Annotated in this window: 15 protein-coding genes and 3 tRNA genes; 10 read left to right on the top strand and 8 right to left on the bottom strand. The window is 60.0% G+C overall.

Annotated elements, in window-relative coordinates:
• Positions 1-115: 115 nt before the first annotated feature.
• Positions 116-198 (bottom strand) — tRNA-Leu (locus ACX80Z_RS09075).
• A gap of 324 nt (positions 199-522) precedes the next feature.
• On the opposite strand from ACX80Z_RS09075, the gene ACX80Z_RS09070 reads away from it, so the two are divergent.
• The 7 genes from ACX80Z_RS09070 to pknB are packed head-to-tail and all read left to right on the top strand — an operon-like array spanning position 523 to position 9742.
• Positions 523-1248, top strand: a complete 726-nt coding sequence (locus tag ACX80Z_RS09070) for an FhaA domain-containing protein (protein ID WP_019482028.1) — start codon at positions 523-525, stop codon at positions 1246-1248.
• 2 nt (positions 1249-1250) lie between these two features.
• Positions 1251-1736: an FHA domain-containing protein FhaB/FipA gene (locus tag ACX80Z_RS09065; RefSeq protein ID WP_019482029.1), complete on the top strand. Its 486-nt coding sequence runs from the start codon at positions 1251-1253 to the stop codon at positions 1734-1736.
• 44 nt (positions 1737-1780) lie between these two features.
• On the top strand, positions 1781-3259 hold the full coding sequence (locus tag ACX80Z_RS09060; protein WP_116778060.1) for a PP2C family protein-serine/threonine phosphatase: 1479 nt from the start codon (positions 1781-1783) through the stop codon (positions 3257-3259).
• A complete protein-coding gene (locus tag ACX80Z_RS09055; RefSeq protein WP_116778040.1) occupies positions 3256-4659 on the top strand; it encodes an FtsW/RodA/SpoVE family cell cycle protein in 1404 nt (467 codons plus the stop codon). Before ACX80Z_RS09060 ends, ACX80Z_RS09055 begins: the two co-directional genes overlap by 4 nt.
• A complete protein-coding gene (locus ACX80Z_RS09050) occupies positions 4656-6098 on the top strand; it encodes a peptidoglycan D,D-transpeptidase FtsI family protein (RefSeq protein ID WP_459315608.1) in 1443 nt (480 codons plus the stop codon). The genes ACX80Z_RS09055 and ACX80Z_RS09050 overlap by 4 nt, the downstream gene beginning before the upstream one ends.
• Positions 6095-7831: a protein kinase domain-containing protein gene (locus ACX80Z_RS09045; protein ID WP_459315607.1), complete on the top strand. Its 1737-nt coding sequence runs from the start codon at positions 6095-6097 to the stop codon at positions 7829-7831. The genes ACX80Z_RS09050 and ACX80Z_RS09045 overlap by 4 nt, the downstream gene beginning before the upstream one ends.
• A gap of 42 nt (positions 7832-7873) precedes the next feature.
• The gene (pknB, locus tag ACX80Z_RS09040; protein ID WP_459315606.1) at positions 7874-9742 is read left to right on the top strand and encodes a Stk1 family PASTA domain-containing Ser/Thr kinase; all 1869 of its coding nucleotides are present in this window, start codon (positions 7874-7876) and stop codon (positions 9740-9742) included.
• A 58-nt stretch (positions 9743-9800) separates the two neighbouring features.
• Here pknB and ACX80Z_RS09035 read toward each other — a convergent pair whose 3' ends face one another.
• Positions 9801-10445: an aminodeoxychorismate/anthranilate synthase component II gene (locus ACX80Z_RS09035; RefSeq protein WP_019482036.1), complete on the bottom strand. Its 645-nt coding sequence runs from the start codon at positions 10443-10445 to the stop codon at positions 9801-9803.
• Positions 10446-10728: 283 nt separating this feature from the next.
• Here ACX80Z_RS09035 and ACX80Z_RS09030 point away from each other — a divergent pair, with 283 nt between their 5' ends.
• Complete coding sequence (locus tag ACX80Z_RS09030; protein WP_019482037.1) at positions 10729-10980, top strand: cell division protein CrgA; 252 nt, start codon at positions 10729-10731, stop codon at positions 10978-10980.
• A gap of 268 nt (positions 10981-11248) precedes the next feature.
• Here the strand turns inward: ACX80Z_RS09030 and ACX80Z_RS09025 are convergent, their stop codons facing one another.
• Together ACX80Z_RS09025 and ACX80Z_RS09020 are read right to left on the bottom strand one after the other, a co-directional pair.
• Positions 11249-11908 carry a rhomboid family intramembrane serine protease gene (locus ACX80Z_RS09025; RefSeq protein WP_019482038.1) on the bottom strand — a complete coding sequence of 220 codons (660 nt, stop codon included), beginning with the start codon at positions 11906-11908 and terminating at the stop codon, positions 11249-11251.
• A 217-nt stretch (positions 11909-12125) separates the two neighbouring features.
• A complete protein-coding gene (locus tag ACX80Z_RS09020; protein WP_019482039.1) occupies positions 12126-12668 on the bottom strand; it encodes a peptidylprolyl isomerase in 543 nt (180 codons plus the stop codon).
• A 171-nt stretch (positions 12669-12839) separates the two neighbouring features.
• Here ACX80Z_RS09020 and ACX80Z_RS09015 point away from each other — a divergent pair, with 171 nt between their 5' ends.
• A complete protein-coding gene (locus ACX80Z_RS09015; protein WP_019482040.1) occupies positions 12840-13688 on the top strand; it encodes a hypothetical protein in 849 nt (282 codons plus the stop codon).
• A gap of 99 nt (positions 13689-13787) precedes the next feature.
• On the top strand, positions 13788-14657 hold the full coding sequence (locus ACX80Z_RS09010) for a glycosyltransferase family 2 protein (RefSeq protein ID WP_459315605.1): 870 nt from the start codon (positions 13788-13790) through the stop codon (positions 14655-14657).
• On the opposite strand, the gene ACX80Z_RS09005 is transcribed toward ACX80Z_RS09010, so the two are convergent.
• The 4 genes from ACX80Z_RS09005 to ACX80Z_RS08990 all read right to left on the bottom strand — a co-directional run bounded on the left by ACX80Z_RS09005 (position 14654) and on the right by ACX80Z_RS08990 (position 15984).
• Complete coding sequence (locus tag ACX80Z_RS09005) at positions 14654-15565, bottom strand: DMT family transporter (RefSeq protein WP_459315604.1); 912 nt, start codon at positions 15563-15565, stop codon at positions 14654-14656. The two genes, ACX80Z_RS09010 and ACX80Z_RS09005, sit on opposite strands and share 4 nt — an antisense overlap.
• 78 nt (positions 15566-15643) lie before the next feature.
• Positions 15644-15716 (bottom strand) — tRNA-Ala (locus ACX80Z_RS09000).
• 36 nt (positions 15717-15752) lie between these two features.
• A complete protein-coding gene (locus tag ACX80Z_RS08995) occupies positions 15753-15869 on the bottom strand; it encodes a DLW-39 family protein (RefSeq protein WP_237715235.1) in 117 nt (38 codons plus the stop codon).
• Between the two features lie 41 nt (positions 15870-15910).
• Positions 15911-15984 (bottom strand) — tRNA-Ile (locus ACX80Z_RS08990).

Genomic DNA, 15984 nt, shown 5'->3' with positions numbered 1-15984 from the left:
ATCGACCCAACCCGCAACTATCAATCCAGACAAAAGAAAACACCCCCAGCCGAAGCTGGGGGTGTCGTCGATGTCGCGACTCACATGTAGTCCATGTCGCGACTCATAACAACCGTGCGCGAGGGGGGATTTGAACCCCCACACCCTTTCGGATACTGGCACCTGAAGCCAGCGCGTCTGCCGTTCCGCCACTCGCGCGCAACCACTCCAAAACACTTCAACAAACCAGTCGAAGACCTTCGAGAACAGCAGAAATAAGCATAACGGAGCATCACTGAAATCACCTAAACGCCCCGCCTGATCCCTCTGCCCAGAGCCGATACATCAAGCAACTACGCCACTACGGCCCGAGGAATCGTTATCACTTAGTGGTCTATCCGGGCACGTGATTAAGGCCTTTTAGAGAGGTCCCCAGTAGTATCGAACTGATCGCGTCGTACGTTGACCATGCCTTCGCACCCGACAAAGGCCGTGGATCGCTGTACCGACAAACTATTCAATCGAAGGGTGAGGAGGCAACAAGTGGGTATTTTGGACAACGTGGAACGCGGATTGGAGAAGATTGTCCGCGGCGCCTTCTCAACCGGATCCCGGTCCCAGGTTCAGCCCGTCGAAATTGCTAGCGCCCTGCGTCGCGAATTGGACAACAAGTCCATCACCCTCGCCGAGGGCAGGACCCTGGCCCCGAATGTCTTCACAGCGCGGCTGTCAGACTCAGACTTCGTCTTGGCCCAGGAATGGGGATCGACGCTTGCTGAAGAGCTATGCGACGTGGTGATCAAACACGTCAATAGCCAGAGCTACACACTTCGAGGTCCCGTCAAAGTCTCATTCACCAGGGATGAAGAGCTCAAGGCTGGGGTCTTCGAGATTGATTCCTCAACTGAGAAACAAGCTGGTCCCAAACGGTCCGCAACCCCCAACGCGCCCAGCCGCCAACCAACCCGGGTGCAACCTGTGCTGGACCTGGACGGTCAGCGCTATTCACTCAATGCAGGGTCAATCATTCTCGGTCGCTCATCCGAGGCTGACATCCTCGTCGATGACACCGGAGTGTCACGGAAACACCTCGAAATTCGCACACAGGGTGGCACCACCCAGGCAGTGGACCTCGGATCCACCAACGGCAGCTACGTGAACGGTCAACGCGTCCAGGGCCAGATCGACCTCACTGACGGGTCGATCATCACCATGGGCCGCACCCGCATGACCTTTCGACTCATCTCGCTACCGAACGGCGGCCGCTAGGAATGAGTGACCTGAGCGAACTGACTCTCACCGTGCTGCGGTATGGCTTCCTGATCCTGATCTGGATCCTAGTAATTAGTGTGGTGAGCGCCCTGCGCCGAGACCTGGTGGTCGGTAGTAAAAACCGGCTGGGGACCCCTTCTGCCCGTCAAGCGCGAAAGCACCCCGAACTCGTCGAGGAGGCACCAGCGCGCGTTACCGCACGCACCCTCGTGGTCACCGAAGGGCCTCTGAAGGGCACCACACTGGATCTCGCGTCCAGCCCCATCCTGCTGGGCCGGGCCCAGGAAGCAACCCTCGTGCTTGAGGACGATTACGCCTCTGGCCGACACGCGCGTCTCTTTCCCCAGGGAAGCCGCTGGTTCATTGAGGACCTCGGGTCCACCAACGGCACGTTCCTTGCAGGCAGTCAGCTGACCCGCGCGTTGCCGGTTGATCTGGGTGTTCCCGTCCGGATCGGTAAGACGGTCATCGAATTGAGGTCATAGCGTTGGCCTACATCATGCGTTTCGCGGCCCGTTCAGACGTAGGGATGGTCCGCGTCAAGAATGATGATTCTGCCTACGTGGGTCGCTATCTGGCCGTTGTCGCCGACGGTATGGGCGGCCACGCTGGTGGGAACGTTGCTTCCGCCTCAACAGTGCTGGATCTGGTTCATCTGGACCGGAAAGATTACGACGACGGTGATGCCGCCAACCAGCTAGCCGATGAGATTCAGACCGCAAACACCCTGCTGTCCGAACTGGTGAACGCCAACCCACAGCTGGCAGGGATGGGCACCACCGTTACTGCCCTCCTATTGAATGGAAATAGACTCGAATTCGCGCACATTGGCGACTCCCGGGCCTACCGGCTCAAGAACGACGTCTTTGAGCAGATCAGCGTCGATCACACGTTCGTGCAACGGCTCATTGATGAAGGCCGGTTGAAGCCAGAAGAAGCCGATGTCCACCCGCACAAAAACGTGCTGATGCGGGTCCTCGGCGACGTCGACGCCAGCCCTGAACTCGATCTTGATTCCTTCGAAGTCGCCGCTGGAGAACGCTGGCTCCTCTGCTCCGATGGACTGAACGCCGTCCTCGGCGATGAGCTTATCGAGCGCATCGTGCGTGAAACCCCAGACCTACGGGCTACCGTCGACACCCTCGTCGATCTGACACTGGCCGGTGGGTCCCCGGACAACGTGACCATTGCGGTCGTCGAAATAGCCGAGGCGACCCCCGAGGACCTACGGACGGCCGCCCTGACAACCCTGCCGCCTGCCAAAGAGGCGGCCGGCGAAAAAGGCGACGACAAGCCAACCGGCGATCAGCTGCCGGGGAGCGCTATCCGCGCCGACGTTATCCGACAGGACCTTTCTTCCCGACCGCATATGCTGGTCGGCTCTGCGGCGCTAGCAACCGAGACCGGTCAAATCCCGATCGTTACGCAACGGACCACCGAACGCCGGGCCGCGATGATGCTTACCCATAAAGCTGCACTCGATGCCGAGTTGTACGACAACGACGCCGACGCCGAGGAACCTGCCAGTGCCCGGAAACGATGGTTGATCCCCGCGTTTCTGGGGCTGATGGCACTCATTCTCGTTGCGGTGCTGTGGTTCGGATACGCCTGGACCCAGACTCGCTACTACGTCGCCGAGTACGAGGACAACGTGGCAATCTTCAACGGTGTCTCCCAGACGATCGGGCCGGTGACACTAAGTCACCTCGATCAAACCACTGACATTCCGGTATCCAACCTTCCCGAATACCAGCGCGCCCGGGTAGAAAGTTCGCTACCTGCCACCGACCTTGAACATGCCCAGCGTATTGTCGAGGATCTGCGCGGCGACCTGCGTGCCGTTGCCTGCCCGCCAGGGAATGAGACCCCGTCGCCGTCCCCATCGCCGTCCGCCTCACCCTCGGGTTCCGCCGACCCCGCAGCAGAACCAACCAGCAGCCCCAGTCCCGAGAGCAGCGCCCAAGCCGCCCCCGGTGATGCCCAGGGTTGCCGAGACGAGTCATCATGAGCGACGTCCTTACCGTTTCAAAGTCACGCCGTAACGTGGAAGCGCTGCTACTCGTGATCGCCCTCGGGGTGGCAATCAGCGCCAACCTTATTGTCGGCCTCGATAAAGAAAACCCGCTGGACTCCGCCTTCTGGACCCAGAGCGGCATCCTCGCGGCACTGGCCCTCGCCTTTCACATTGTTCTGCGATTCAGGGCTAAATATGCCGATCCGGTAATACTTCCGATCGTGATTGCCTTGAACGGCATCGGTCTGGCCATGATCTACCGGATTGACCTTGCCAATGACACCACCGTCGCTGAGAGCCAGTTTTTATGGACTTCAGTCGCCATGGCCGCATCTATCGCCGTGTTATTGGTGTTCAAAGACCACCGGATGCTTCGGCGCTTCACCTACATTTCGTTGATCGCGAGTGCGGTCCTTCTGCTGCTGCCCCTGTCACCGCTCGGACTTGAAATCAATGGTGCGCGGATCTGGATCAACGTTGGGTTTGGAACCTTCCAACCCGGAGAGATCGCCAAGATTACGCTCGCCATCTTCTTCGCTGGGTATCTTTCCACCAACCGTGACCTGATTCTTCTGGCAGGGAAAAAGGTGGGGCCGCTGCAGCTTCCCCGCTTCAAAGACCTCGCCCCCATGGTGGTGGCCTGGCTGGTCAGCATCGGGGTCCTGATCTTCCAGCGTGATCTCGGCTCCTCCGTCCTGTTCTTCGGCCTGTTCATGGTCATGATTTACGTTGCCACCAGTCGAATCAGCTGGGTCCTGATCGGCCTGCTGATGATTGCAGCCGGCGGGTTCGCTGCAATCCAGTTGTTCAGCCACGTCTCGCTGCGCATTGATAGCTGGATCAATGCGTTTGATCCAGACGTATTCAACCGCCAGGCGGGGAGTAGCTTCCAGGTTGTCCAAGGTCTGTTTGGGCTCGCCAACGGTGGACTCTTTGGGACAGGTCTCGGTGAGGGCCGTCCCGATCTGGTGATCTATGCCAACAGCGACATGATCATCGCCGCACTTGGCGAGGAGCTCGGACTGATCGGCCTTTTCGGCATCATCATGCTCTTCGTGCTGCTGGTATCTCGAGGCATCCGCACGGCTCTGGGCACCCGGGACGGATTCGGCAAGCTCCTGGCCTGTGGTTTGTCCTTCACGATCGCTCTTCAGTGCTTCGTTGTCATGGGTGGAGTCACCCGCCTTATCCCACTTACCGGTCTGACGACACCGTTCATGTCGGCTGGTGGATCATCGCTGCTTGCAAACTGGATTATCGTCGCGATCCTTCTACTCATTTCTGAGTCCGCGCGCCGCCCAGCTGTCACAGGGCCCATGAAGGATTCCTTTCCTGACCGACAGGACTTCCGCGCCGGGAACTTGACTAGCGGATCGAAGGAGGTCAGCGCGTGAATCAGGCAATACGAAGCTCATGGCTGGTAGCCCTCGCCATGTTCACCTTGGTTCTGGGGGCTCTGACGTTCGTCCAGTTCTTCGAGGCTGAGGCCTTGGCGGACAACGACTGGAACAACCGGTCACTCCTCCAGGATTTTGGAAAGAATCGTGGATCTATCCTTGTGGACGGGCGGGCGATAGCGGAGTCGGTCCCCTCCGATGACGAGTTCAACTATCAGCGGGTCTACAACGAACCGAACCTTTACGCCCACCTGACCGGGTTCTACTCTCTGGCCAACGGTGCCACCCAGTTGGAAAGCGTGATGGCCGATGAGCTTTCCGGCGCAAGTGACGACTTGTTCTATGACCGTATTGTTCAGTTGTTCTCCGGTGCCCAGGTTAAGGGCGCGTCGGTCGAGTTGACTATCGATCCAGAGATCCAGCAGCTCGCCTGGGATTTGATTCCCGACGGTCAGCAAGGGTCGATCGTTGTCATGGAACCCGGCACCGGCAACGTCCTTGCCATGGTCTCCAAGCCGTCCTACGACCCGAACCTGCTTGCAGGCCATGACACGGGTGTGGTGATGGAAAACCTCGAGGAACTCTCGTCGGTTCCCGGACTGTCGCCGTATTTCAACCCAGCCACGCAGTCACTGGTTGCGCCAGGTTCGGTCTTCAAGCTTGTGGTAGCAGCCGCGGCACTTGAGTCAGGCGACTTTGACGCAGATTCAGAGATACCCAACCCGGCGGTCCTCGACCTGCCCGGCACGGACGCTGGCCTTCCCAACTTCATCAACGGAGGCTGCGCTGCCCGGGCAACTGCTGACCTGGAATTCGCGCTTGAGCAATCCTGTAATACGCCGTTCGCGCAGATTGCCTGGGAATTGGGCGAAGGAACAGTCCTGGAGCAGGCGCAGGACTTCGGCTTCGGGGAGAAGTTCTTCGTCCCGGTTGAGGTTGCCGCAAGCCAGTTCCCTGCAGAGCTCAGCCAGCCAGCACTCGCCCAGTCAGCAATCGGCCAGTTCGATGTGAGGGTCACTCCGCTGCAAATGGCCATGGTGAACGCCGCCATTGCCAATGACGGGGTCCTCATGAAGCCCAATCTGGTGAAGGCCCTGCGCGCCCCCGATCTTGAGCGGATCAGCGCATCCGAACCCGAAGTACTGAGGGAATCAATGAGCGCTGACTCCGCGAACCAGCTCACCGACTGGATGGTGAACGTCGTCAACAACGGCACGGCGCGAGCAGCGGCTATTCCAGGGGTGGAAGTGGCGGGCAAAACCGGCACGGCCGAGGTTTCAGGCCAGGGCGACAACGCCTGGTTCACTGGTTTCGCACCAGCGGACGACCCGCAGGTGGTGGTATCGATCGTGATGCAGAACGTCGACATAGCGACGGGTGCACAACTAACAAGTCCAAGCGCTAGGCAATTGATAGAGGCGGTGTTGAATAAGTGAGACCTACATCAGGTATCACCTTAGGCGGACGGTTTAAGCTCACCGACCGGATTGCCATTGGCGGAATGGGCGAGGTCTGGAAGGCAATGGACCAGGTCCTGGGCCGGGAAGTTGCCATCAAGATCCTCAAAGAGGAATACACGGGTGACCCTAATTTCCTGGACCGTTTCCGCGCTGAGGCTCGACACACTGCGCTACTGAACCACGATGGCATTGCCAATGTCTTCGACTACGGCGAGGAAGGCGGCTCGGCCTATCTGGTCATGGAGTTGGTCCCCGGTCAGCCCTTGTCCACCATCATCGAACGCGAACAGGTCCTCTCACCGGACCGGGCGCTGTCCATCGTTGGCCAGACTGCCACGGCGCTGTCGGTGGCACACCGTCAGGGTTTGGTTCACCGCGACGTAAAGCCCGGCAACCTGCTGATCCTCCCTGACGGTCGGGTCAAAATCACCGACTTCGGTATCGCCCGTCTCGCTGATCAGGTTCCACTGACCGCCACCGGACAGGTCATGGGCACCGCCCAATACCTTGCCCCTGAACAGGCCACAGGCCAGGCTGCCACCGGCTCCAGCGACATCTATGCCCTGGGCGTGATTGGTTACGAGCTACTCGCTGGCCGCCGTCCGTTCTCCGGGGAATCCCAGATCGCTATTGCACTGGCCCAGGTCAATGACGCCCCACCGCCACTCCCCGAAACCATCCCTACCCCGGTCCGCGCGCTCATAGCCTCGATGCTCGCCAAGGACCCGGCCGATCGCCCCGCCGATGCCGAGTTGCTGGCACAGGCGGTAGCCGCCATCCGCAGGAATGACATCCGTGCTGCTGAAGCCGCGGTCCCAGGCATGCTCCTATTCGGCAACAGCACCGGACCGATCACCGCACCAGTCCCGGCTCCGGAAACTTCGGCTACGACGGTAGTGCCGACGTCGACGTCGTCGATGCCGATGGTCGGCGCCGCTGCTGCGGGGAACGACGACGTTGCAGCGTCCCGCGAATGGCACGAAGAGGAGATCGACCGGGGCGAGCCGGTACCAGAGTCTCGCGGCAGGAGCCCCTGGCTGATTCCGTTGATTCTCCTGTTTTTGTTGGTAGGACTTGGCGTCGGGTTGTTTTTCCTCTGGCCCGTTCTGACCGGGGCTGACGACGACCCCAGTACCCCCCCGGCCACCACTACGACCACAACCTCGCCTAGCGCGACACCGTCCGAGACGGAATCGGAAACCCCCTCCGAACCGCCCACAACCGAACCCGTTGAGACCGCAGAGCCTGAAATTGTCATTAGTGCCGCTCAGTTCGAAGGCCGCCCGGTCGATGAAGTGGTTGCCGAACTCGGTGCCCTCGGCCTGGCGGTCTCGACCGAGCAGGAAGAATCCGACATAGCAGAAGGCCTCGTCCTCAGTGTCAGCCCGGTGGGAACCCTTGCGCGTGGTGCAGCAGTGACGGTCACCTCCTCCTCTGGACCGGCGCCGGTTGAGGTGCCATCAGGTCTGGTGGGCTCCACTGAACAGGAAGTCCAGCAAGCCCTGCTCAATGCGGGCCTGCAACCAGCCAATGCTGGACAAGAGGAATCCGAGGAGCCTGCCGGAACTGTGCTGAGTGTGGACCCCAGCGAAGGTTCGGAAGTTGAACCCGGCAGCGCCGTCAACTACGTGGTGTCTTCCGGACCTCCGCAGACCACCCCGCCACCCGAAGAAACCACCAGCCCCCCACCCACCACCGAAGCGCCCTAACGCGCTTCCCTCACTATTCAGATGCAGGCGGAAGGCGGACAAGTGACCACTGACAGGGTCCTGAACGGGCGTTACGAAGTAGGTGAGCTCATTGGCCGTGGAGGGATGGCCGATGTGCACCTCGGTCGTGACATCCGGCTGGGCCGGTCCGTGGCAATCAAACTGTTGCGTCAGGACCTGGCCCGGGACCCTCTGTTCCAGTCCCGTTTCCGACGGGAAGCACAGGCAGTCGCCGCATTGAACCACCCCACCATCGTGTCCGTCTATGACACCGGCGAAGAAGAAATCGCCGGGCGTTCAGTAGACGACGTGAAGGTCCCGTTCATCGTGATGGAGTACGTTGCGGGACGGACACTTCGCGATCTCATTCGGGCGGGGGAGCTGACCCTCGACCAGTCAGCCGAGCACATGGTGGGCGTGCTGTCGGCACTGGAGTACAGCCACAAGGCGGGTATTGTGCATCGCGATATCAAACCCGCGAACGTGATGATCACGCCGGAGGGAAACGTCAAGGTGATGGACTTCGGTATTGCCCGGGCCATCGCCGACTCCGCTGCCACCATGACCCAAACCCAGGCCGTCATCGGCACCGCCCAGTATCTCTCGCCTGAACAGGCCAGGGGCGAGACCGTTGACGCGCGCAGTGACCTGTACTCGGCTGGATGCCTGATGTACGAACTGTTCACCGCTCGTCCGCCGTTCGTCGGCGACAGCCCGGTTTCAGTGGCGTACCAGCACGTACGGGAAGTACCCAAACCGGCCAGTCAGTTCAACCCAGAAGTCTCACCGGCACTCGATGCGGTATTGCACCGGGCCCTTGAAAAAGACCGTCAGGACCGTTACCAGGACGCTGTGGCCTTCCGGGTTGCATTGCAGCAGGCCCGCAAGGGTGTTGTTCCTACTACCCAGCCCCAGGAACGCGCCACCGAGGCACTTTCGACCCTACCCGCGGCTGCCGTTTCGGCCGCCGGGGCTGAGGGCCCGCAGACCCGCGCCATGGCGAAGGTGCTGGCCGGCGGGTCGATGAGTTCGGGTCCCCTCACGGAAGATCAGCCTCCACTGTCGATTTCTCGGACGTTTAACGCCGACCGCGATGCCGACGAAGACCGCCGTCGTGCGGCCCGGCGGGCGTGGACCACAACATTTTTTATCATCGTGGCACTGGTTCTCGCCGGTGGGACGTTTGTGTTGTTGAACCTCCTTAACTCCGAGCCAGAGGGTCCGGTGCTGCAGGCGGTACCGACCGTCGAGGGCATGACTCAGGATGAGGCAGCCAATGCCATCTTCGCTGCTGACCTGCGCCCACAGTTTGACGAGGATTTCAGCGACTCCGTCGATCCCGGGTTGGTAATCGATTCGGACCCGGGGGCGGGGCAAGAGGTGGAACCCGGCTCAACAGTTAATGTCACCATTTCCGAGGGCCCCTCCGAGGCGATCATTCCCGAGAACATCATTGGCATGACCGAGTCGTCAGCCAGGGATGCGTTATCCTCAGCCGGCCTCAGCGGCGGCGCGGTGACCCAGGAGAACAGCGCAACGGTTCCGGCCGACCGTGTGATCTCCACCAGCCCCGGGGCAGGAGAGTCAGTACCGATCGGATCCGATATCGACCTGGTGTTATCTACCGGGTTGGTCGAAGTGCCGCGTTTGATCGAATTGACTACGGAAGAGGCGATAGCGCAGTTGGAGGACCCGGCGAGGGGTTTGACGTACCGCATTGAAGAAGTAGAAAACGCCGTTGTGGACCCCGACACTGTCACCAAGCAGAGTGCAGAACCCGGTTCGGTGGTCGCGCCGGGCACGCAAATAGTGATTACCGTAGCCGTTGCTCCCGAACCCGAAGACGACCCGTCAGTAGACCCTGAGCCGACTCCTGCCCCGACGCCGCCGGAAGAGACTGCAGAGCCCTAGCTCAGGACTGTCAACCTTGGCTCTGGACTGCAAAGCCTAGCTTTCCGGGTCGCTGGACCTATTTGGAAATCAGCGGGCTCAGGGTTGACGACTTCTCAGCGGCCCCGACCAGACCCAGTGACTCAAGCCAGTTGCCGAGCATGCGATAGCCGCCCTCGGTCAACACGGACTCTGGGTGAAACTGCACCCCACACAGCGGAGCAGTTCGGTGCTCCAACCCCATGATGATGCCGCTTGCCGTGCGCGCTGTGACCACCAGATCTGGTGGAACCACATCACTGACCGCGGCAAGCGAGTGGTAGCGGGTCGCGGTAAACGGCGACGGCAGCCCCGTAAAGATGCTCCCTGCCTCGTGTTCCACCAGGGATGTCTTGCCGTGCATCAGCTCTGGCGCATGGGTGACGGTGCCACCGAAGGCCTCCGCCAACGCCTGATGCCCCAGACAGACCCCGAGCATCGGTGTTGAACTGGTACCGCACCACTTGATCATCTCGACGCATATCCCGGCATCGGCGGGTGTCCCTGGGCCCGGCGAAATCAGCACACCGTCACGCACCTCCGCGAGAGCTATCGCCTCAGCCAGGGTGACGTCGTCGTTCCTCACCACAGTGGTTTCGGCGCCCAACTCCTGCAGGTAGCCGACCAGGGTATAAACAAAGCTGTCGTAGTTGTCGATGACCAGAATGCGGGTGGTTTTGCTCATAGCGCTCGTGAAATGCCCGTCGTTGAACTCTTGCGGCCTGTTGTACCTTGATCACCAGCAACGTGCTCCACTGGTATGTCCCGCACTGCGCGCAGGCTGCCAGTACCCCACCTGGGTGGGGTACTGCGCCCCAGCACCGGTTCAGTGGTTAGAATTGTGCGGAACCGTGCTGATGACATTGATCCTTTTTTCAGGATAGCTTGCGTCATCGCCGACTGCCGAGCCCTTGTGAGGGTAAACACTAAGGCGTTGCCACTGTGGCTTCGCCTCTCTAGGAGGACCAGTGCCCGAGTCGAAGTCCCGCAAGAACAGGAAACCGAGTCAGTCCAGCACCGCTGCCTCCGCCGAGCGGAAGCCCAATCCGGTCTGGTACAAACCCGTCATGTTCGGGTTGATGATTCTGGGGTTGCTGTGGATCATCGTCTACTACGTATCTGAGGCACGCTTCCCTATTCCCTCAATCGACTCGTGGAATATCATGATCGGATTCGGCCTGGCGATCATCGGGTTTCTGATGACGACGAAGTGGCACTGACCCACGCTTCCCCACAACCACTTCCCTGACGCGTCCGCACTGGTAGTGGGACAGAGCCAATTTCGGTCCCTGTCCCTTAGTTACTGCGGACGCGTTTGCCGTTAAGGCGGACTCGTACACACGTTGTGCACTAAGTTATCCACAGCTGTGGGTAACTTTGCTGGGATGAGGTCTGAAGGTGGACGTTTTCGGCCCCATGCTTATCCACAGCTGTGGAATTACATGTGTGTAAGTTATCCCCGCTGTTGATAAACCTTGTGGACAACTTCTAACCCAGCGGTAGTTGTACGAGTGCCGAGCCGAGAATCGTCAAGGCTACGAGCAGCACAGCCAGACCCGCCAGACCTCCCCAGTGGATCAGGGACCGGTTCTTCCCCTTGGGGGCGTAGGCGATGATTGCGGCGGCTGCGGTTCCGGTGAGTAGCCCACCAAGATGCGCCTGCCAGGAGATCCCAGGAACCACGAAGCCCAATACGCCGTTGATGGCGATCAGGACCACGAGTTGACGCACGTCGCCACCTCTGCGGCGCTGGACTATCAACATCGCGCCAAACAAGCCGAAGACGGCGCCTGATGCTCCCACCACGGATTGCAGGGGGTTGGAGAGCAGGAGTACTGCCACGGATCCGCCAAACGCGGACAACAGGTAGAGAGCGAGGAAACGGGTACGCCCCAGCAACGGTTCCAGTGCTTGCCCCATGATCCAGAGCGCGTACATGTTGAAAGCGATGTGGAGCAGGAACCCGGTGGAGTGCAGGAACGCGGCCGTCAGCATTCGCCAAGGTTCAGGTGACAGGTATTCGGAGGTATAGAGGGGGGCATAGGCCAGTGCTCCGGTCAGCCCGGGGATGACCATTTGCAGCAGGAAGAGCACCGCGCAGATGCCGATGATTGAAAAGGTGAGAATAGGCTTCCCTTGCCTGGCCACACCGCCGAATATGGTTCGCTGGGTGGGAACGTTCCGCGCACTTTCCCTCACACAGTCAACACACTGAATCCCGACGGCAGCCGGTCGGTGGCACTCCGGGCACGCAGGTCTGCCACACCGCTGGCAGCGGACGTAGCTGACACGGTCTGTGTGTCGGGGGCACACGGGGACTTCCTGCTGCGGCTGGTCCGCCGGGATTCCGTATGTCATTGGTGTTTTAGAGCTGTTCTACCGTGATCGAGTTGATGACAACATCTTCCAGTGGCTTGTCCCGTGCATCGGTGGGAATCGCGTTCAGCTGCTCGACGATGGTGCGCGAAGCTTCGTCGGTGACGTCACCGAAGATGGTGTGCTTCCCCTGGAGCCAGGTGGTTGGGACCGAGGTGATGAAGAACTGTGAACCGTTGGTACCGCGGCCACCCTGGATTCCTGCGTTCGCCATGGCCAGCTTGTAGGGCGCAGTGAAATCCAGATCTGGGTTGATCTCATCATCGAACTGGTAACCCGGTCCGCCGATACCCTGACCTAGTGGGTCTCCACCCTGAATCATGAAATCCTTGATGACCCGATGAAAAATCGTCCCGTCGTACAACGGCTTGGTGGATTCCTCGCCGCTCTGCGGGTGGGTCCAGGCCTTTTCACCCGTGGCGAGGCCCGTGAAGTTCTGCACGGTTTTCGGCGCGTGGTTCCCAAAGAGGTTCACCTTGATGTCGCCGAGGTTGGTGTGGATAGTTGCTTGTGCTGTTGCAATAGCTGTCATACCTCCATTCTTTCATGCGCCCTCTGGTAAACCACTGAGATTGAGCTGTTCCGCGCACAGTGAAAAATCGTCGGGGACACCGCGAACGAATAGCACGTCATTGCGATACCCCGTAGGCTGACAGTCAACAGTCACTATTCCCGGGAGGCAGATGTGAAGAAGAACAAACGTATGACCCGCGACCTCGAGAAGAGCGTCGTAACGAGTGCCGAAGCCGCACGGGACTGGGCAGCTCCACGCGTGGATGCCGCCTACAACTGGGTTGCACCACGGATCGAAAAGGGTTACGGATCTGCGTCGCCGATGATCCAGCACGGAGTACAGCGTGCCGCACACGGCATTTCCGACGGTATCTCCACCGTCACCCCACGTATTCAGGACGGCCTGGATAAGGTTGCTCCGCGTATTTCACAGGTGGTTGATACCACCACCCCGCACATCCAGAAGACCCTCGACCGCGCAGCTCCAGCGATCACCGGTGCTCGTGACAAGGTAGTTGGCGATTATTTGCCGACCCTGTCCCACAAACTGGGAGACGCCGCTGACAGCGTGTCCCGTTCCCTGTCCGGCGCAACGATCCCTGAACCGGTGAATCGGGCGGTTACCAAGGTCACCGGAGACAAGAAGACGGTGAAAAAGGCCCAGAAGGCTGCAGCAGCCGCCGCCATGAAAGCCTCGCGCGATCTTAAGAAGCGGCAGAAGAGCGGCAGCAAGGGCTGGCTGATCTTCGGTATCATCGCCGCAGCGATTACCGCTGGCGTTGCCGTCTGGCGGGCTTCCAAGCCGGTCGAGGACCCCTGGAAAACCCCCGTCAAGGTGGATACCAAGCCCGCAGGTGAGGCTGAGCGCGCTGAGGAGGCGAAGAAGGTTGTCGCTGACATCAAGGAGGCCGCCGATCGGGCGGCAGCCAAGGCTGGCAACGCTGCCGACGAGACGTCAGATGCAGCGAAGTCCGCTGGTACAGCAACGACCGGCAAGGTCGCTGATGCAGCAGAAGACGCGAAGGATGCGACCAAATAGTCATTTGGCCTAGCTTGAAAGGAAAGGCGGTTCTTCGGAGCCGCCTTTCCTTTTTTCATTCATGCCGTAACCGGGACCCACGGTGGTAGATTGACGGCCGTGCACCCTCTCCAGAACGCCGTCTCTATCGTCATTCCGGCGTATAACGAGGAAAGTGTCATCAGGCAGTGTTTGATCGCGGCCATCTACCAATCGGTACCAGCCGACGAAATCCTAGTGATCGACAACCGCTCCACCGATGGCACCTGCCGAATTGTGCGGCAGATGCAGTTGGAGTATCCCGAAAGCCCGATCAAGCTTCTTCAGCATTCAGCCGAACAGGGGTTGATACCAACCCGCAATTTCGGATTTGATAGCGCGTCTGGCAACATCATCGGGCGAATTGACGCTGACTCCGTGTTGGAGCCCGACTGGGTGGAGAAGGTCCTTGCGGGCTTCGCTGAGTCCGATGTTGCCGCCGCGACTGGCCCAGTGGTCTATTACGACATGCCGATGCGGCGCTGGGGTTTGCTTGCCGATGACAAGATCCGCCAACTAATCCTCAAGTTGGCCCGTAATCAATACCACTTCCTCTTCGGCTCCAACATGGCTATCCGCCGGACAGCCTGGGAACAGATTCGTGAGTCCACCTGCCGGGACGAGGCGGACGAAATGCACGAGGATATCGACCTTTCGCTCCACCTGGCCGAACACGATCTGGTAATTCGCTACCTGCCGACCATGGTCAGCGGCATGTCGGCGCGTCGACTTGAGGATTCGCCGAAGGATTACCGCTACTACGTGACCCGATTCGATCGCACGTACAAGGCTCACCGCATCAACAAACGAATCCTCAAGGTACCCCCGCTGATTTTCATGTCCATCTACTATCCAGCGAAAATGATCCGTGCTGTTCACTCTGTGCGCGGCCCCAGCCTCCACCGGGGTGGAACTCCCCAGGCCGCTGGTGAGGGCCCGCAGAGGGGCTAGGTGCCACCCAGCGCGGGCGGTGGAGAGGCCGCGGTCTCCACTGTAGTTCTCTGCCGCGGATTCACTTGCCCGCGAACCACGATAGCCAGGCCCACCAGGATCAGCAGTAACCCGCCATAGGTACCGGCCGGCAGTTGCTCCCCCAGAAAGATTGCCGCAAGCAAGGCTGCCCCAGGGATTTCAAGCAGGATGATCATCGAAACCACCAGCGGGCTCATTACCGCCAGCAAATGATTGAATACCGTGTGACCCATCAGTTGGGCGACCAGCGTGACGGCGAGGATCCCCACCCATGCTGCCGGTAAAAATCCCACCAGTGGCTGCCTGAAGATCAGGCACATAACGAGCAGGATGAGTGCGCACCCTCCGTAACACAGGGTGGTGTAGGTGCCCGTGGACATGGTCTTCCGGGCGCTCGCCCCAGCCATCTGATAAATACCAGCCAGGGCCCCGCCAGCCAGGGCCAAAAGGTCACCGATGATCGCATCCTGGGAGAGGGTCAGATCAAAACCAGTGATGACGACGACGCCGAGCAGCGCCACACTCAGACCCACAACCACCTTGGTAGCCGGCTTCGAACCCTGGATCGCGTTAAAGAGCGCGATCCAGGCCACTTGAAGGCAGACCAGCGCGGTGGCAGCCGCTACGGAGGTCAGTTTCAACGCGGTAATAAAGCAGGCAAAGTGGAGGGCCAAAGCGGTGGCGGCGATCGCGAGCCGCACGAAGTCGGATCGTCGCAGGGCCTTGAACTCATGCCGCTTGGAAAGTGCCGCGGGTCCGCCCATCACCAGCGCACCGATCGCGTTGCGCCAGAAGGCTATCGCCAGTGCCGGGGCCACCGTCGCCGCCATAATAGGTCCGGACGCCGCAACGCCCAACACACCCAGAATGGAGAGGAAGATAATCACCCAGTAACACTAATCCACCCGGTGCAGTTCAGTTAAAAAGAAAGGGTTCCGGCCACTGGCCGGAACCCTTTCCCTCGGTGGAGGCACGGGGACTCGAACCCCGAACCCCCTGCTTGCAAAGCAGGTGCGCTACCAATTGCGCCATGCCCCCGATCGGTTGCCTTCACGGCAACCTCACCAGTATAGCCTAGTCAACCGTGTCGGTTGCCTTACTCCATACCGCTCTGTCCCTTTCGGATTCCTGCCACCTTTTATAGGCGAACGCACTTGCTACAGCTGCTGCAATTACCAACAACTTCTTCACAGTGCTTCTCCTATCGCAGTTACCTGCGGGTGATAGGTCCGTGGGCGTACCAGGACTTGAACCTGGGACCTCTTCGTTATCAGCGAAGCGCTCTAACCGCCTGAGCTATACGCCC

This window comes from Arthrobacter sp. TMT4-20, from assembly GCF_054510775.1.
This window is presented reverse-complemented; position numbering and strand designations above follow the sequence as displayed.

Bases quoted from the DNA above. Each gene is read 5' to 3' on its own strand.
- ACX80Z_RS09055 (WP_116778040.1), top strand. From the start codon at position 3,256: ATGAGCGACGTCCTTACCGTTTCAAAGTCACGCCGTAACGTGGAAGCG.
- ACX80Z_RS09020 (WP_019482039.1), bottom strand. From the start codon at position 12,668: ATGACAGCTATTGCAACAGCACAAGCAACTATCCACACCAACCTCGGC.
- ACX80Z_RS09015 (WP_019482040.1), top strand. From the start codon at position 12,840: ATGACCCGCGACCTCGAGAAGAGCGTCGTAACGAGTGCCGAAGCCGCA.
- ACX80Z_RS09065 (WP_019482029.1), top strand. From the start codon at position 1,251: ATGAGTGACCTGAGCGAACTGACTCTCACCGTGCTGCGGTATGGCTTC.
- ACX80Z_RS09035 (WP_019482036.1), bottom strand. From the start codon at position 10,445: ATGAGCAAAACCACCCGCATTCTGGTCATCGACAACTACGACAGCTTT.
- ACX80Z_RS09060 (WP_116778060.1), top strand. From the start codon at position 1,781: ATGGTCCGCGTCAAGAATGATGATTCTGCCTACGTGGGTCGCTATCTG.